Source organism: Nitrospira sp. NS4, assembly GCF_049546785.1.
Classification (GTDB): Bacteria; Nitrospirota; Nitrospiria; order Nitrospirales; family Nitrospiraceae; genus Nitrospira_D.
Window position 1 is genome coordinate 525,927 of the sequence record NZ_JBMWAN010000001.1, and the last position, 15,481, is coordinate 541,407.

13 protein-coding genes are annotated in these 15,481 nt (G+C 61.6%); all 13 read right to left on the reverse strand.

Annotated features, from left to right (window positions below):
• Nucleotides 1-94: 94 nt before the first annotated feature.
• The 13 genes from ACO9S2_RS02310 to ACO9S2_RS02370 all read right to left on the reverse strand — a co-directional run bounded on the left by ACO9S2_RS02310 (nucleotide 95) and on the right by ACO9S2_RS02370 (nucleotide 15,481).
• Entirely contained in the window at nucleotides 95-832 is a 738-nt protein-coding gene (locus tag ACO9S2_RS02310) for an LOG family protein (RefSeq protein WP_423720209.1), read from the reverse strand.
• 102 nt (nucleotides 833-934) lie between these two features.
• Entirely contained in the window at nucleotides 935-2,992 is a 2,058-nt protein-coding gene (tkt, locus tag ACO9S2_RS02315; RefSeq protein ID WP_423720210.1) for a transketolase, read from the reverse strand.
• A gap of 249 nt (nucleotides 2,993-3,241) precedes the next feature.
• The gene (pgl, locus tag ACO9S2_RS02320; protein ID WP_423720211.1) at nucleotides 3,242-3,928 is read right to left on the reverse strand and encodes a 6-phosphogluconolactonase; all 687 of its coding nucleotides are present in this window, start codon (nucleotides 3,926-3,928) and stop codon (nucleotides 3,242-3,244) included.
• A 67-nt stretch (nucleotides 3,929-3,995) separates the two neighbouring features.
• Nucleotides 3,996-5,012 carry a phosphogluconate dehydrogenase (NAD(+)-dependent, decarboxylating) gene (gnd, locus tag ACO9S2_RS02325; RefSeq protein ID WP_423720212.1) on the reverse strand — a complete coding sequence of 339 codons (1,017 nt, stop codon included), beginning with the start codon at nucleotides 5,010-5,012 and terminating at the stop codon, nucleotides 3,996-3,998.
• A 52-nt stretch (nucleotides 5,013-5,064) separates the two neighbouring features.
• Nucleotides 5,065-6,708 (reverse strand): glucose-6-phosphate isomerase, encoded by a 1,644-nt coding sequence (gene pgi, locus ACO9S2_RS02330; protein WP_423720213.1) that lies wholly within the window; start codon nucleotides 6,706-6,708, stop codon nucleotides 5,065-5,067.
• Between the two features lie 351 nt (nucleotides 6,709-7,059).
• A complete protein-coding gene (locus ACO9S2_RS02335) occupies nucleotides 7,060-8,757 on the reverse strand; it encodes an FAD-dependent oxidoreductase (protein ID WP_423720214.1) in 1,698 nt (565 codons plus the stop codon).
• A gap of 60 nt (nucleotides 8,758-8,817) precedes the next feature.
• Nucleotides 8,818-10,596 (reverse strand): mechanosensitive ion channel family protein, encoded by a 1,779-nt coding sequence (locus tag ACO9S2_RS02340; protein WP_423720215.1) that lies wholly within the window; start codon nucleotides 10,594-10,596, stop codon nucleotides 8,818-8,820.
• 507 nt (nucleotides 10,597-11,103) lie between these two features.
• Complete coding sequence (locus ACO9S2_RS02345; protein WP_423720216.1) at nucleotides 11,104-11,892, reverse strand: hypothetical protein; 789 nt, start codon at nucleotides 11,890-11,892, stop codon at nucleotides 11,104-11,106.
• Nucleotides 11,893-11,984: 92 nt separating this feature from the next.
• Nucleotides 11,985-12,551, reverse strand: coding sequence for a DUF4136 domain-containing protein (locus ACO9S2_RS02350; RefSeq protein WP_423720217.1), 567 nt, complete (start codon nucleotides 12,549-12,551; stop codon nucleotides 11,985-11,987).
• 152 nt (nucleotides 12,552-12,703) lie between these two features.
• Nucleotides 12,704-13,174 carry a glycine zipper domain-containing protein gene (locus tag ACO9S2_RS02355; protein WP_423720218.1) on the reverse strand — a complete coding sequence of 157 codons (471 nt, stop codon included), beginning with the start codon at nucleotides 13,172-13,174 and terminating at the stop codon, nucleotides 12,704-12,706.
• A gap of 113 nt (nucleotides 13,175-13,287) precedes the next feature.
• Nucleotides 13,288-13,839, reverse strand: a complete 552-nt coding sequence (locus tag ACO9S2_RS02360) for a hypothetical protein (protein ID WP_423720219.1) — start codon at nucleotides 13,837-13,839, stop codon at nucleotides 13,288-13,290.
• A 57-nt stretch (nucleotides 13,840-13,896) separates the two neighbouring features.
• On the reverse strand, nucleotides 13,897-14,421 hold the full coding sequence (locus tag ACO9S2_RS02365) for a YSC84-related protein (protein WP_423720220.1): 525 nt from the start codon (nucleotides 14,419-14,421) through the stop codon (nucleotides 13,897-13,899).
• A 256-nt stretch (nucleotides 14,422-14,677) separates the two neighbouring features.
• Nucleotides 14,678-15,481, reverse strand: a complete 804-nt coding sequence (locus tag ACO9S2_RS02370; RefSeq protein WP_423720221.1) for an SAM hydrolase/SAM-dependent halogenase family protein — start codon at nucleotides 15,479-15,481, stop codon at nucleotides 14,678-14,680.

Below are 15,481 nucleotides of genomic sequence, written 5' to 3' on the forward strand. Positions count from 1 at the left end.
GACTACCAGGAGAGAACAGCCGGCGGCCTTTCGCCTCTTTCGTGGTGTTCGCCGCCGATATGCCGGCTGGCATTCCATCACCCCCGGGGGATGTTCAGGCGGTCTTCTTCTTCACCTTCACCCAATCGGCATGGTGTGCGCGGATGATCCGCAGAATCCCCGGGCCGTCCTCCACGCACTGTGGAATGGTCAAGTCCTCGGGGCCGGCAAGCGGAACGTCCGGCCTGAGCATAGAGGTGCGGGCCCAGGCGACGAGATCCTCATACATTTTCCCGGCCAGGATCAGCGGGGTGTTCTGCAGTTGGCGGACCTGCAGGAGCTGCCAGACCATCATCGTTTCGAGCACGGTCCCGATTCCGCCGGGGACCACGACGAACGCGTCCGACATGATGACGAACTGGTGGAGGCGTGTGAAGAACGTGCGATGCTCGTATGTTTGCGACACGAATGCGTTCACGTTCTGCTCGAAGGGAAGCGCGACGCGGATCCCCGTTGAACGCGTAGTGCTGTCCGGATCGGCAAGGCGGGCTCCCTCGTTGGCCGCCTCCATCAATCCGGGCCCGCCGCCCGTGATGATGTCGCAATCCAGCCGGGTGAGTTCCGCCGCCAGATCCCGCACCGCCAGATATACCCAATGGTCTTTGGGAACCCGGGCTGACCCGAAGATGGTCACACGATAGCGCTCGCGCGTGGTGGGTTTCAGCCTGGTGAGATTATTGACCGCCTCCCACAAGCTCAAGATGGAGGCCGACACCACCTCGATCACCTTTTTTTCGTCGCCGAGACTGACGAAATCCCCCGGCTTCGAACCAGGCTCGTCGGGTTGGGTCATGGAGAAACCTCCTGAGAATGTCGTAGGCTGTTCGAACCCGGGCACAGGCTGCGGGCTTGCCCACCAAGCAGCCGGCCTTACACCGGGGAGGCCCCATCCGGGTTACTTCCTGCCGAGCACCTTCTTCGCCGCCGCCACGACCTTCTCCGGCTCAAACCCGAACTTCTTCTGGAGTGCCTTGAGCGGGGCCGACGCGCCGAACGTATGCATCCCGATAATCAGGCCCGACGTGCCCACGTAACGCTCCCACCCGAACGTCGAGGCCTTCTCCACCGCGACGCGCGCCGACACGCCGGGAGGCAACACACTGTCGCGATACTCCTGCGTCTGATGGTCGAAGATGTCCCAGGACGGCATGGACACCACCCGCGAGCGGATCCCCTCGGCGAGCAAGGTCTCATGGGCCTGCACGGCGAGGCTCACCTCGCTGCCCGTGGCAATGAGGATCACCTCCGGCTTTCCACCCGGCGCGTCGGCGAGCACATAGGCGCCCTTCGCGACGCCGGAGGCCGGGGCGTATTTGCTGCGATCCAGCGTGGGCAAGGGCTGGCGCGAGAGCACCAGGACGGCCGGCTCGTGATGCAGCTGCATGAGATAGCGATAGGCCTCGACGACCTCATTGGCGTCACCGGGCCGCAGCACGACCAGCCCCGGGATCGCGCGCAAGGAGGCCAGATGCTCGACCGGCTGGTGCGTCGGGCCGTCCTCGCCGACCCCGATGGAATCGTGCGTGAAAATGTGGATGACCGGCAGTTCCATCAGGGCGCCGAGTCGAATGGCTCCGCGGGCGTAGTCGCTGAAGATGAAGAAACCCGAGCCGTAGGGCCGCACCTTCACGAGACTCATGCCGTTCAGCACGGCCGCCATCGCATGCTCACGAACGCCGAAATGCAGATTGCGACCGCCGTAATTGTCGGCCTGAAAATCACCGGCCCCAGCGAGATCGATCCGGGTCTTCGTGGACGGCGTGAGATCCGCCGAGCCGCCGATGAGCCACGGAACATTTTTAGCGACGGCATTGAGCGCCTTGCCCGAGGCTTCGCGTCCGGCCATCCCCTTCTGGTCGGCCGGAAAGACCGGAAGATCCTTGTCCCAGCCTTCAGGCAGCGCGCGCCGCTGCATCCGTTCAATCTCGTCCGCCTCTTGGGGAAACCGGCGTGTGTATTCCTGGAATTGACGCTCCCACGCCGTGCGCAACTCGTGTCCCCGTTTGCCGATTTCGTTTTGGAAGTGTTCATACACTCCCTCGGGAACCAGGAACTTCGCGTCCTCCGGCCAGCCGTAAAAACGCTTCGTCGCTTTGACCTCTTCTTCTCCGAGGGGTTCGCCGTGGGCCGCGGCTGTTCCCTGCTTCGTCGGCGCGCCATAGCCGATGTGGCTCTCCACAATGATGAGCGTGGGCCTCCCCTTGGTAGCCTTGAACACGCGAAGCGCCTGCGCGAACGTGTCCAGATCATTCGCGTCGGCCACGCGGGTGACGGTCCAGCCGTAGGCCTGAAACCGCGCGGCGACATCCTCGCGAAACGCGAGATCCGTGCGCCCTTCGATGGTGATGCGGTTGCTGTCGTAGATCCAACAGAGGTTGTCGAGCTGCAGGTGGCCCGCAAGCGACGCGGCTTCGCCGCTCACCCCCTCCATCATGCACCCGTCTCCGGCCAGCGCGTAGACGTCGTTGGTAAACAACTCGAAGTCCGGGCGGTTGTACCGCGCCGCCAGCCACTTGGACGCGATGGCCATCCCGACCGTATTCGCCACCCCCTGGCCGAGCGGCCCCGTCGTGGTTTCCACACCGGAGGTCCAGCGGTATTCCGGGTGGCCGGGGCAGCGACTGTCGATCTGCCGGAAGCTCTTGATGTCATCGAGGGAGACGGAGGGATTGCCGAGAACCTCGTAATCCGGATCCACGGCCTTCACACCGGTGAGGTGCAGCATCGAATAGAGCAGCATCGAGGCATGGCCCGCGGACAGCACGAACCGATCGCGATTCGGCCAGATCGGATCGCCGGGATCATACCGGAGAAAGCGCTGCCACAGGCAATACATGACCGGCGCCATGCTCATCGGCGTGCCGGGATGTCCTGATTTGGCCTGCTGAACCGCATCCATCGACAGCGTACGGATCGTGTTGATAGCTAGTTGAACCATGTCCTTGTCCGTCATCGAATACCCCTTATCCGTTTGAATGACCGTTTCCTGACTTCAGCAACGCAACTGTGGCCGGGCGGCCCCGGTACTTGCGCATCTCATATTCCATATTCATGGCTTCCGATCCGGCGGAATGCTCCGCCGCCGCTCCCGCCGTTCATACCGGTCTTTCCGCGGCTTTTCAAGGCCAGACTTTATGCCCCTGGATCCCATAGGCCCCGTCGCCACCGTGACAAGCCGGCTGCCGGCAATGACTCGCTCATCTTACGCCCCGGCGGCGGCGCGATCGGCCAGCACCAAGGCGTGATCGCGACACACCAGGCCGGCCGGGATCGATCGGTCTCCATCGCGCAGGCGGGACAGCATGGCACTCTTTCCGCTCCCTGTCACCAGCCAAAGGACGAATCGTGAACGATTGAGGATCGGAACGGTCAAGGTCATGCGGCGCCGGCCCTGATAGATCCCGGTCAGTGCGACATCGCGGTCGGTCACATCACGCGCGGAGTCGCCCGGCACCAGCGACGCCGTATGGCCGTCAGATCCCAGGCCCAGGTGCGCCAGGTCGAGCACCGGCGGCGAGCCGGCGATCTCCCGGAGCGTCAGGGCATAGCGCACAGCGGCCGCGTCCAGATCCAAGTCTTCCACCGGCATGGCATACAGGCGATCCTGCAATACCGGCTCCTGTGAGCGCAGGCTGTCGCGCAGGTGCGTGAGATTGCGGTCCGGGTGACCTGCGGGGGCGACACGCTCGTCCACCTGAAAGACATGGACCTTGTCCCAGGGAATGTCCTCAGTCGACAGCGCCCGCAACATCATCCACGGCGTCTGGCCGCCGCTGATTGCCATGACAAACTTGCCGCGCGCTGCCACGGAAGCTCGCGCCTCCGCCGCAATGACGGCGGCCGCCTCCCGCGCGACTGCTTCCGCATCGGCTAACACTTCGATGTTCATGAAACCGTCTTCAATCCTCAATCACCGTCACGACCGGAGGATGCCTGTCGGCGGGGGCGGATGCTCCCTATTTCGCCGGTTTTTCGTGGTGCCCGCCGAACTCATAGCGCAGGGCCGAGAGCAGCTTATTCTGAAAATCCGCCTCGCCCCGTGAGTTGAAACGTTGATACAGCGCCGCGGTGAGCACGGGCGCCGGCACGGCCTCGTCGACGGCGGCCTTGATCGTCCAACGCCCCTCCCCGGAATCCGACACTCGGCCGGAGAAGTGAGCGAGTGCCGGATCCTTGCTCAACGCCGACGCGGTCAGGTCCAGCAGCCAGGAGGCGACGACACTGCCGCGCCGCCAGACCTCCGCGATGTCAGGCAGATTGAAGTCATACCGGTAGTGCTCGGGGTCCCGCAGCGGTGTCGTCTCGGCATCGATGGCGTGGTCCTGCCGGCCGACATTGGCCGCGCGCAAGACGCCGAATCCCTCGGCGTAGGCGGCCATGAGACCGTACTCGATCCCGTTGTGCACCATCTTGACGAAGTGGCCGGCGCCGTTGGGTCCGCAGTGCAGATACCCCTGTTCGGCGGTGCCGCCGGTTGTTTCGCGTCCCGGAGTACGGGAGATGCCGCCCTTGCCCGGGGCCAGCGTCGCGAAGATGGGATCAAGGCGCCTCACTACGTCCTTCTCGCCACCGATCATCATGCAGTACCCGCGTTCGAGCCCCCAGACACCCCCGCTGGTCCCGACATCCACATAGTGAATCTGCTTCGGCGCCAGTTCTTTCGCCCGCCGGATATCATCGATGTAGTACGAGTTTCCGCCGTCGATGAGGCTGTCGCCCGCCTCGAGATGCGGCAGCAGGTCGGCGATCGTCCGGTCCGTGACCGCCGCCGGAACCATCAGCCAGACCGCCCTCGGCTTCTGCATCTTCTTCACGAGGTCGGCCAGCGATGAGGCCCCGACGGCTTTTTCACGAACCAGCTCCTCGACCGCTTTCGGTGACATGTCGTAAGCCACGCAGTGATGACCGCCCTTGAGCAGCCGCTTCACCATATTCGCGCCCATCCGGCCGAGGCCGATCATTCCAAGCTGCATGATAAGGTTCCTCCTCTGAACTGATCGGTCGGTCCTGGCAACCAGACAGGCCTTACGAAGACTGTTTATGCCTCCGGCAGCGACGGATCAGGTTGTTCGTCGAGCTATCATGGGTGAGCGTGGGTTCCGCCTCGCTCTCGAGTTCCGGGACAATACGCTGGGCCAACACTTTGCCCAGTTCAACGCCCCACTGGTCGAATGAATCGATGTCCCAGATCACCCCCTGCGTAAACACCGCGTGCTCGTAGAGGGCCACCAGCCTGCCGAGCGTCTCGGGCGTGAGGCACTCCGCGAGAATGGTGTTCGACGGCCGGTTGCCCTCGAACACCCGGTGGGGGACCAGCCAATCCGGTGTCCCCTCCCGCCTGACCTCCTCCGCAGTCTTGCCGAAGGCGAGCGCCTCGGTCTGGGCAAATACATTGGCCAACAGCAGGTCATGGTGGCGGCCGAGCGGATTGAGCGACTCATGAAACGCAATAAAATCAGACGGGATGAGCCTGGTGCCTTGATGGATCAACTGATAGAAGGAATGTTGGCCGTTGGTGCCGGGCTCGCCCCAGTAGATCGGGCCGGTCTGGTAGGTCACCTCAACTCCGTCACGCGTCACCCGCTTTCCGTTGCTCTCCATCGTCAACTGCTGGAGGTAGGCCGGAAATCGCTTCAAATACTGCTCATACGGAAGAACCGCGACGGTCTGCGCCCCGAGGAAGTTGTTGTTCCAGACGGCCAACAGCCCCATGAGAACCGGCAGGTTCCGTCCAAACGGCGCGGTGCGGAAGTGCTCGTCCATCTGGTGAAAGCCGGCGAGCATGGCACGGAACTGCTCCGGTCCGATGGCCAGCATCGTGGAAAGGCCGATCGCCGATTCCATGGAATAACGCCCGCCGACCCAGTCCCAGAACCCGAACATATTGGCGGGGTCGATGCCGAACTTCGCCACCTCCGCCGCGTTCGTCGAAACCGCGACGAAGTGCCTGGCGACCGATGCGGCGGCGCCGCCGAGACCGGCGAGGGACCAGGCTCGCGCGCTCTGCGCGTTCGTCATCGTCTCCATGGTCGTGAAGGTCTTCGATGAGACAATGAAGAGCGTTTCTGCCGGATCGAGATCGCGGACCGCCTCCGCGAAGTCGGTCCCGTCGATGTTGGACACGAACCGGAAGGTGAGGGCCCGGTCGCTATAATGTTTGAGCGCCTCATAGGCCATCACCGGTCCCAGGTCGGATCCGCCGATGCCGATGTTCACAATATTACGAATGCGTTTGCCCGTGTGACCTTTCCACGTTCCGTTCCTGATGCGGTCGGCACAGTTCGTCATCTTGTCGAGAACATCGTGGACTTGGGGCACGACATTCTCGCCGCCGACGACAAGCGTCGCCCCTCGCGGCGCGCGCAGAGCCACATGCAAGACGGCACGGTTTTCCGTCAGATTGATTTTCTCGCCGCGGAACAGGGCGTCGATCCGCTCGCGCAGGCAGGATTCCTCCGCCAGTTGCAGGAGAAGCGTGAGGGTGTCGGCGGTGACGCGATGCTTCGAGTAATCCAGGTAGAGCCCCGCCGCCTCGACCGTCATGCGCTCGCCGCGCGCCGGATCATCCGCAAAGAGCTTGCGCAGATGCAGGTCGCGGATCGTCCGATGGTGGGCGGTCAGGGCCTTCCAAGCCCGACGTTCCGTAAGCGGCGCGACAGGTGCGGTCATGCACGGACTCCTTTCGCTTCCTTACCAGCCTTGGTCAAAACTCCTCGCAGTCGTCGCCGTCTTCCGCCATGGCGACCTCAGCCTCGTGTGCCTGACGAGAGCGATCACGACATCCCCGGACACCGTCCTGACCGTAAACGGCGCGGCAAGGGTGTTGATGTATAACATGTCGGCAGCCTGAGGGTCATTGATCCCTGTGCATCACCCGGCAGGCGGCGATGGCGGTTCTCCTGACTGGCCCGGCCCCCTGGATGAACTCGATTAACTATCTGTCAACCTGATGTTGGCTCTTACCTCCGAGCGTCACATCCATTTTTCTCTCTTCAGCAGCATCCCGGGTCTTCCACTATTTCAATGTTCCCAGAAGGTCGTTACGTGAGCGCGCGACAGCATGCCTCCGGCGAGGGTTCTGGCCTTGAACCCTTTCTGCAACAGCATCCGCGTCGCAATATAGGCGCGCTGGCCGGAGCGGCAGATGACGAGAATCTCCCGATCACGGGGCAGCTCGCCGAGACGCGCCCGGAGTTGACCAATCGGGATATTGACCGCGCCCGGTGCATTCTCCACGGCCAGCTCCACCGGCTCGCGCACGTCGAGGAGGAATCCCTTTCCGGCGTCGTCCCAGTGGCTGATCGGCATATCGCCGCGCAAGACGTCCGCCGCGACCATTCCCGCGAAGTTGACCGGATCCTTCGCGCTGCCGAACTGGGGCGCGTAACACAGCTCGGCTTCCTCTAAGTCATAGATCGTCGCGCCCATCTGGATCGCCACCGCAAGCGCACTGATCCGTTTGTCCACGTTATCCAAACCAAGCGCCTGCGCACCGAGAAGACGTCCGTCCGACTTCCGGAACAACACCTTCATCGCGATCGGCCTGGCACCCGGATAGTAGCCTGCGTGTGAGTTCGGATAGAGATAGATCTTCTCGTAGTCCTTGTCGCCGATCCGGTTGAGCGTCTTTTCACTGGCACCGGTCCAGGCGGCCGCTGCGCCGAAGAGTCCGATGATTGAGGTGCCCTGGCTGCCCCGAAAACGGGAGTCGCGCCCGGCGATCACGTCGGCCGCGATGCGGCCCTGGCGGTTCGCCGGGCCGGCGAGCGCGATGAGGCTCCACTCGCCGGTCACGAAGTCCTTGACTTCAATGGCATCGCCGACGGCGAAGATATCCGGATTGCTCGTGCGCATCTGGTCGTCGACGCGGATCCCCCCACGTTCGCCGATTGTGAGGCCGGCCGTCTTTGCCAGCGCGGTCTCCGGACGCACGCCGAGCGCAAGGATCACGATGTCTGCCGGATGCGTCTTGCCGGATTTCGTGAGCACTTCGAGCGAGCCGCTTGCGGTCTGCTTGAATCCGGCCACGCCATCGTTGAGTGCCAGGTGGATCCCCTGCTTCTCGACGTAGCCCTCCACAATGCGCGCCATTTCCTGATCGAGCGGCGCCAGGACCTGATCGAGCATCTCAACGAGCGTGACATCGAACCCGCGATGAACCAGGTTCTCGGCCGTCTCGAGACCGATGAATCCGCCCCCGATGACGACTGCACGGGTCTTGGGTCTCACCGTCTGGAAACCCGAGTAGCTGTGCATCCCGGAGAGGAACAAGGAACCCTTTTCGATCCACTCGCGGATCGCCCTCGCGTCGGGCACGGTCCTCACCTGGAAGATTCCGGGGAGGTCGATGCCGGACAGGGGCGGACGGACCGACGGGGCTCCCGGGGACAGCACGAGCTTGTCATAGGACTCGGTCGTCACATTACCGGTTGCGACATTGCACAGGTCCACAGTCTTTTTGTCCGGCGAGATCTTGATCGCCTCGCAATTCACCCGGCAATCGACGTTGAACTGCTCGCGGAAGGTCCTTTCGCTCGCGACGAGCAGGCTCGCTTCATTTGGAATCACCCCTCCGACATGGTATGGCAGTCCACAGTTCGCGTACGAGACATACGGGCCTCGCTCTACCATGATAATTTCCGCCGTTTCGTCCAACCGGCGGAGCCGCGCCGCACAAGAGGCCCCGCCTGCCACTCCCCCAACAATGATAACTTTCATGCCTTTCCCTCCACTGTTGCCTGATGAATGACCAATGCCCCATCCGGCTATACTTCGCTTTCATGGAGAACCGGCCGGTGGATAATCCAACGATCCCTTCAGTTCAGTAATTTTGTCGGGCGGAAAGTTCGGCAGGTACAACGACCGCTGTTCTCGCCATTCCCTGACGTGGGCCTCGGCCTTCCGCGCGCGCTCTTCATCCAGCGGCCGACCCGGCACCTCATATTGGATCTGTGACGGTACGGCCAGTTCTGTGCCGGCCTGCGCGATGATGTCCATAATTCGAAGGTTGAGATCCTCCGCCACCGCAAGCGACTCGCTGTACTCCTTGACTCCCATGTAGGCAAAGACATCGACGTCCAGCGACATGTCGCCGAATGCGACGAACCTCACCCAGAGCCCTTCGGGGAGCACCTTGGGATGGGCATACAGCATCGTCCGGACCTGGACCAACACGTAGCGGATCTGATCCGGTGTCGTCTCCATTCTCAGCTTGAGGCGGGGATGGTACCAAAACCGGTCGCGCCGCGAGAGATTGTCCAAGTGCATATGCGCGAATTCGGCATTCGGCACGCTGATGACACTGCGATCCAGGGTCCGGATTAGGGTGGCCCGCAGCCCGATCTCCTCCACCGTGCCCACGCTATTCCCGAACCGGCAAAAGTCGCCGACCCTGACAGGGTGAGAGGTATAGAGGGTGATGGCCCCGAACAGGTTTTCCAGCGTTTTCTGGGAAGCCAGCGCGACCGCCACGCCGCTGATGCTGAGGCCCGCGAGAAGCGTGGTGATCTGATATCCGAGGTTTTCGAGCCACAACAGGATGGCGCCGATGATGAGGAGGACCTTCATCAACCTGGTGATGGGTCTCAGAAGCACGCTTGAACCGGTCAAGCCGGAGGACTCCAGCCGTCCGGCGATCCGCTGGGAGGCGAGATCCAGACATCGCAGGCCCATCCAGGCCACGGCCACGACCAGCAGCGTCCGGCCCTGGCTGACCGCCTCGACCACGACCGAGGTCCGAATCGCCTGCATCAGCAAACGGGTCAGCAGAACCCACAACAACATTCGGATGGGGCCCGTAAAAAATCGTTCGACCTCAGGCGCCAGATCGCTCTTGTACCGGCGCAGAAGCCGCATGATACCGGCCGTGAGCAGCATCGCCACCGGAAAGGCGGCCGCGGCAATGAGGATGAACTCCACCCACAACACGACCTCGATCCCCATGATCCGGTAGTCGAACAACCAGGGCGGCAGAAGCGTTTCCAAACGGCCGTATCCAAACTCCTCATAGAGCTGCGGGATCTCGGCGACCGTTGAACCGGCGAACTTCCAGATGGACACGCCGTCTTCACGCGGGACCCGTTGCACCACGATGTCATAGCTTTTCGTCCGGCCGGTAATGCGTCCGATCCGGTCTCGCTCACCCGCCAGTCGGTCGTTCAGGTCTCCTTCCGGACTTGCGCTGAGCGTGTCCACATCCACCCAGAGTTCTCGTCCCAACACAATCCTCAATTGCCGCGCCAATTCAGGGCCGCGCGCTCCCACCCCCGCCGAAAGGTCCAGGTACTGAGCCCCTCGCTCGTAGTCCCGTTCACGCGTGGCCTGGAGAAATCCGAGGACGCTCGTCCTCGGGGTGCCCCGATTGAATTCGTCTTCGGGCACGCCCGCGATCGTTTCAGGCGTGATGATCTGCGCCCTCGTCTCCAACGCCTTCTTCATCGTCGGCCCGGCAACAGGCGTATCCGCCGCAACGACCACTGACCATCCGCTGACTCCGACGAGGACCAGCAGGAGGCCTGCCACAAGGCTTCGCTTGATCACTGCGGTAGCTGTAATCATTGGAAATATCTCCCTTCCCAACGGCACAGACTCGAACGGCTAGACGGCCCACCCTTCGCCCCACCGGTTCGCGCTGAACCTCGCGCAATCTGAACGCTCGTAGTTGGTGCGGCCGATGGATGGAAACACAGAAATATGACCGGCAAAGACTTGATGAATGGGAGCTTTGATAATACCTGCGTCATGAATCCTTCCTGGGGACGGAACAATCGTCCATCACCTGATCCCGCCCCCCCTGAGCAGCAGACGATCTGCGCCTGCACGCCTCCACTGGAGACTCAATGCAGGTTAAGTACCACCTTGGGACATCAGGACAGGAGAAGTTACTGTCAAAGTATCGTGAGGTTACGCAGATGGTGAGGACAAGCTGAGGAGAGAACCAGAGAGGGCTGTAGCTCGATAGGACAGGTCGCTAAGAGCGACTGTTGCAAAATGCGACAGTGACGCGCGCCTCGGAGATCACACAGCACAACGTCAGGTGAGGCTGGTCAGACCGGCATGACGCTATTACTTTTTGGCCCCCTCCCCGTTGTTGCCATTCTTCTGCTCTGCCGGAGCGGACGAACCAATCAGTTGGTTAAGGGTCTCATCCAGAGGGGTATATCTTGAGGATGTCCGCCGGTTGAGAAAGTCCGCCACGAGGCTGCCCAACGTCACCCGTGTGGCATCCTCGAGAAACACCGGGTCTTGTGAGACCCCTTCGTTCGCCAGGATCGTTTCGGCTGTAGAGAACCAGATCAATTCGCCGGTCTCGGCCTCCCATAACTGCAGCGAGAGCCGTATCACGCTTGAACGAGTCTCCACGACTCGGAGCTCAACTCCCGGGACTTTCCACCGCTCCGTCATGGTCTGGGTGAACGATGCCAGGCGAGGCTGAAAGAGGTAGCGTACCCCGAGCGCGGCCCCGATCTTCCTGAGTGATTCGCGATCCAGGAGATGTGTGTCCTCAGCATCCCTCCGCATCCTGGCATATTCCGTCCCCAGTCCTTGCCGATTGATGGCCGTGAGGGCTGCTTGCTCGCCCACCACATTCCAGTTCGGGATCAGTTTCCTGAGAACTTGAGCCAGATTGTGCGAGAAGCCCACCTCTGTCCCACGGAGGGCAGGCATCGAGAGCGCCGGCAAAATCGCCACCGGCTTCTCCTCGACGGACAGCCGATCAAATGACGGAGCGACCGGCGTAGAATTCGTGCGAACCTGCCAGTTGTAGATCGACGTGGTACAGCCCGTCATCCACAGGCACAGCAGCACGAGGCTCGCGCCGGTTATTGATTTCCCACACCGGAACCGTTTCATCTTGAGTACTCCGTCATGAGGTGCCTGCATTCCATGAAGACCGTATCACGGGCTCGCCGCCGTCAGCACGATCGTCCCGCCACCCGTCTTCGTTATGGATTCACCCGTTTCGGCGGGTATTCTGCAAAGGCTTTGGCAATCCCCTCGGCGGCCATTTGCAGGTTTTTCTCTTTCGAATCCGCCAAGGTGCCCACGATATTGCCCCGCCAGACCAACTCATTCTTCACCGGCGTCACGAGGTCGATGATGAGCGTGCCTTCAGTATATTCGTAGGTGGTGACTCCGCTGTACCCGGCCCCATACCCATAGGGACCTCTCCGCCCATACATTCCGACAGCGGGCCCCGTACTCTCGACCCGTTGCTTTTCTTTCATGCCGATCCAATAATGCACGAGGAGATCCGGTTTGTCGTCCACACCGACCTGCTGAAGCCCCTTGCCGGCAAGTTGCTCCCCCACCATCTGTTCAAGACGTTTACGGATAAGGGAGTTGTCCAACACGCCGCCCTGGTTCAAATCGGTCATGCCGGAAAATGCGTAGGTCCGGAAGGTCGTAAAGTCCGCTGCCGGATCGAAGTCCGTACGCACCGTCGGCCCCCCACATCCCCAGGCCAGGATGAGAAATGCCAGCACCAGCGGCAGACCACGCCGCCCCCTCATAGACATACCTCTTGCGAACACGGAACCTCACGCACGAAGCCGAATGATGTGTCGCCTCGCTCCCCTGAAAAGACGGATACCGTGTCCGAAGCCCTTAGCAGGCTTCTCATTCACAGGACGTCCGGACGCAGGCCTGACTCCTTCTCCGACTGTTATCCGACTTGATACCCGCGTCCTTCCATGCAGACCCCGAGCGCACGCTGGTAGGCCTGTACATCCGTCTGCTGCTTCTGGGCGGTTTGTTGTTGGGCCTGCTGTTGTTGCTTCTGATGGCCGCGCCGCTTCATCGCTCCGGCCCCGCCGCCGACCGCCGCCCCGACGGCCGCCCCCTTCCCTGCATCGCCGGCAACCGCGCCCCCGATCGCGCCAAGGGCGGCGCCTTTCGCCGCGCCGTGCACCACTTCGCCTCCTCCGGATTGTGCCGTCGCCGGGGCCGGCTGTGCCGGTTTCATCGGGTCCACGCCCGTTTGCTCCACCGCCCAGAGGTGACATTCATACTGGTCCTTCTGCTGCTGATCCTTGCTCTGCCCCTTCTTGGGATACACGAACATGTCAGCCTCCACGGAACCAACGCTGACTACAGTGAAGGCGGCCAACAGGCCGACCGTCAGAATCTGCTTCATGTCGCACCTCCAAATTGAGAATGCTCAAGACTCCTGTTCAATCGAACGTCATCGCGTGCCCTCGTCCCAGGAACACGAGCGCGTGCTGCTGACTGATACGACTACCTCAGAAACTACTTGGCTGTGTCAGGAATCTTGTAGTGTAACGCAGGCCAGATCGCCAACCCGGCGCCCTGCTGCTGCACGTCATCGACTCCTGCGTACATCGTGAGCTGGCGCGCCTGGATGCGCGAAATCATCTCGCCCTCTCCGGTAATACCGGCGAATTTCCCCGTCCCGCCGACGATGGTGAACGGCCCCCGGCATCCCTGCAGATCCCCTGAGCAGGTAAACCGCGCGAACACGCGATCCCCGTCCCGATCCGTGATGACACAACGCCCGTCTCCCGTCTTGGTTCCCTTTGCGAGGTTGCCGTCAATCGTGCCGGGGCACACGATGGAGGCCGCATCCAACGATCCCTTCCCGTCATCCACGAACATGACGCCGGCATAGACGGCGACCATATACACCTGATCTTCGCCGACCGGAAATGCGTAGCCCTGGCCTTCCCAGGAAGCCGTCGCCTTAACGGTGCCCTCTTCCGCCTGTGCGACCCCCATCAGGGCGACCACCGACAATGCCGCAACCACCGCAACCGACCGCATCAAACGCTTGAATCGCTTCATCATCATCCTCCACTGTTTCCAGGGTTCATCCATCCCTACATAGAATTCACGGACTGCCTACTTGTTGATCTTCGTAAACTTGGAACCTTCCAGCGTAAGATTGTACATCAAGCCCTTCTGGTCGAGCACGAAGCCGACGATAGGATTGTTGAGTTTCGTGCTGTCGAGGGAGGTCCCTGCCCCGACAGCAATGACCGCCACCGACCCATCGACCCCTGCTTTCCATCCCTCACTCATCCGGAATTGTTTGAGCGCCCCCTCATCCAGGAACACGAGCATGATGGTCTTGGCCTGTGCGCCGAACTGCAACCCGAACGATCCGGCAATGGTATTGTAATAATCGACCGTCTTGCCGCCGATGCGCATCGAGCCTTCCCCGTATTCGCCGCCCCAACCGAACCCGGCTTTGATCACTTTCGGAAACACCAGCACACCCTTGGCGCTGGCCAGCAACTGCTTGGCTCCGCCTACTTCATTTTCGAACTTCTCCAGCGCCACATCCACGCTGACGTCGATCTCCTTGGCCGTCGCGGCGAGGACCGACTCAGTCCCCCACAAACCGGCCAACAACGCGAGACCCATCGCCCACATCCACAATCCCCCAATTCCTCGAGTCCGCCGGCACCTGTGTGTCATCACAACTGTTTGCTCCTTTCGCAACCGGGCATAGCCAGAAAACTCTTCCATATCCTGTAGCATTTGACCCTACCGGAAAACCTGGGTCAACAACAATAGGGACCGAACAGCTGCTGCCCCCGGACCGACTCCGTCTCTTCCGCCACCGGTCTCCTCCGCACCGGCTCATCGATATGTCGATCGACATCAGGTCCTTACACGATTAGAAAGCGACGTCGATCGTCGCCCCGACAGCTGCCCGGAGAAGATCAGTGGCCCGCTGTTCTCTCACGAATACTTCGAGCAGGCCGTTGCTGTTGATCAACGCGTGAGGAACGCCCGGATCGCCCTCGCTATAACTTGTCACTAATCCATGAATGTAATGCGCCCCGACACAAATGCGCAGCCGGTCATGCATCGGATCCGATCGCATCCCGCCGAGCTGGGTCGCCCCGATATTGGAAATCAGATTTCCGAAGCGATCGACGTACACAATCTGCCCCCGCACCCCGGTTTCTTTCATCGTCGGCTGGGGCCAATTGATCATGACCGGATCGGACACCGGGCGTCCGAACGCTTCCGCCGCCGTTCCTGTGGTTAACCGGGCCGCAGCCGGGGCAAACACATCCCGGCCGTGAAACGTGTTCCCCGGTGACTCAAGCCTGTACTGAGGATTCTCCAATTGCCGGATCTCGACGTCGGACTCCTCGTGAAGAACCGGCGTCAGGAGGCCATTGTCCGGTGCCACAAAATAGTACCGTGCCGTCTTCACAAGAATAGGGCGCCGGTTGCTCCCGACTCCTGGATCGACCACCGCCACATGCACGGTCCCTTCGGGGAAATACCGGTAACAGGATTGCAAACAATAGGCGGCTTCTTCGATTCGATGCGGGGTGATCTGATGGGAGAGGTCGACGATACGGGCTACGGGGTTGATCGTGAGGATCACCCCTTTCATGCTGGCGACGAACCAATCGCGGTCACCGAAATCAGTCAGGAGGGTAATAAGGGGGAGTGCCGGAGGCAC

What these genes read in the sequence shown, in the direction of transcription:
- pgi (WP_423720213.1), bottom strand. Translation starts at nt 6,708, where the DNA reads ATGACCGCACCTGTCGCGCCGCTTACGGAACGTCGGGCTTGGAAGGCC.
- tkt (WP_423720210.1), bottom strand. Translation starts at nt 2,992, where the DNA reads ATGACGGACAAGGACATGGTTCAACTAGCTATCAACACGATCCGTACG.
- ACO9S2_RS02340 (WP_423720215.1), bottom strand. Translation starts at nt 10,596, where the DNA reads ATGATTACAGCTACCGCAGTGATCAAGCGAAGCCTTGTGGCAGGCCTC.
- ACO9S2_RS02310 (WP_423720209.1), bottom strand. Translation starts at nt 832, where the DNA reads ATGACCCAACCCGACGAGCCTGGTTCGAAGCCGGGGGATTTCGTCAGT.
- ACO9S2_RS02345 (WP_423720216.1), bottom strand. Translation starts at nt 11,892, where the DNA reads ATGAAACGGTTCCGGTGTGGGAAATCAATAACCGGCGCGAGCCTCGTG.
- ACO9S2_RS02335 (WP_423720214.1), bottom strand. Translation starts at nt 8,757, where the DNA reads ATGAAAGTTATCATTGTTGGGGGAGTGGCAGGCGGGGCCTCTTGTGCG.
- pgl (WP_423720211.1), bottom strand. Translation starts at nt 3,928, where the DNA reads ATGAACATCGAAGTGTTAGCCGATGCGGAAGCAGTCGCGCGGGAGGCG.
- ACO9S2_RS02350 (WP_423720217.1), bottom strand. Translation starts at nt 12,551, where the DNA reads ATGAGGGGGCGGCGTGGTCTGCCGCTGGTGCTGGCATTTCTCATCCTG.
- gnd (WP_423720212.1), bottom strand. Translation starts at nt 5,012, where the DNA reads ATGCAGCTTGGAATGATCGGCCTCGGCCGGATGGGCGCGAATATGGTG.
- ACO9S2_RS02360 (WP_423720219.1), bottom strand. Translation starts at nt 13,839, where the DNA reads ATGAAGCGATTCAAGCGTTTGATGCGGTCGGTTGCGGTGGTTGCGGCA.
- ACO9S2_RS02355 (WP_423720218.1), bottom strand. Translation starts at nt 13,174, where the DNA reads ATGAAGCAGATTCTGACGGTCGGCCTGTTGGCCGCCTTCACTGTAGTC.
- ACO9S2_RS02365 (WP_423720220.1), bottom strand. Translation starts at nt 14,421, where the DNA reads ATGGGTCTCGCGTTGTTGGCCGGTTTGTGGGGGACTGAGTCGGTCCTC.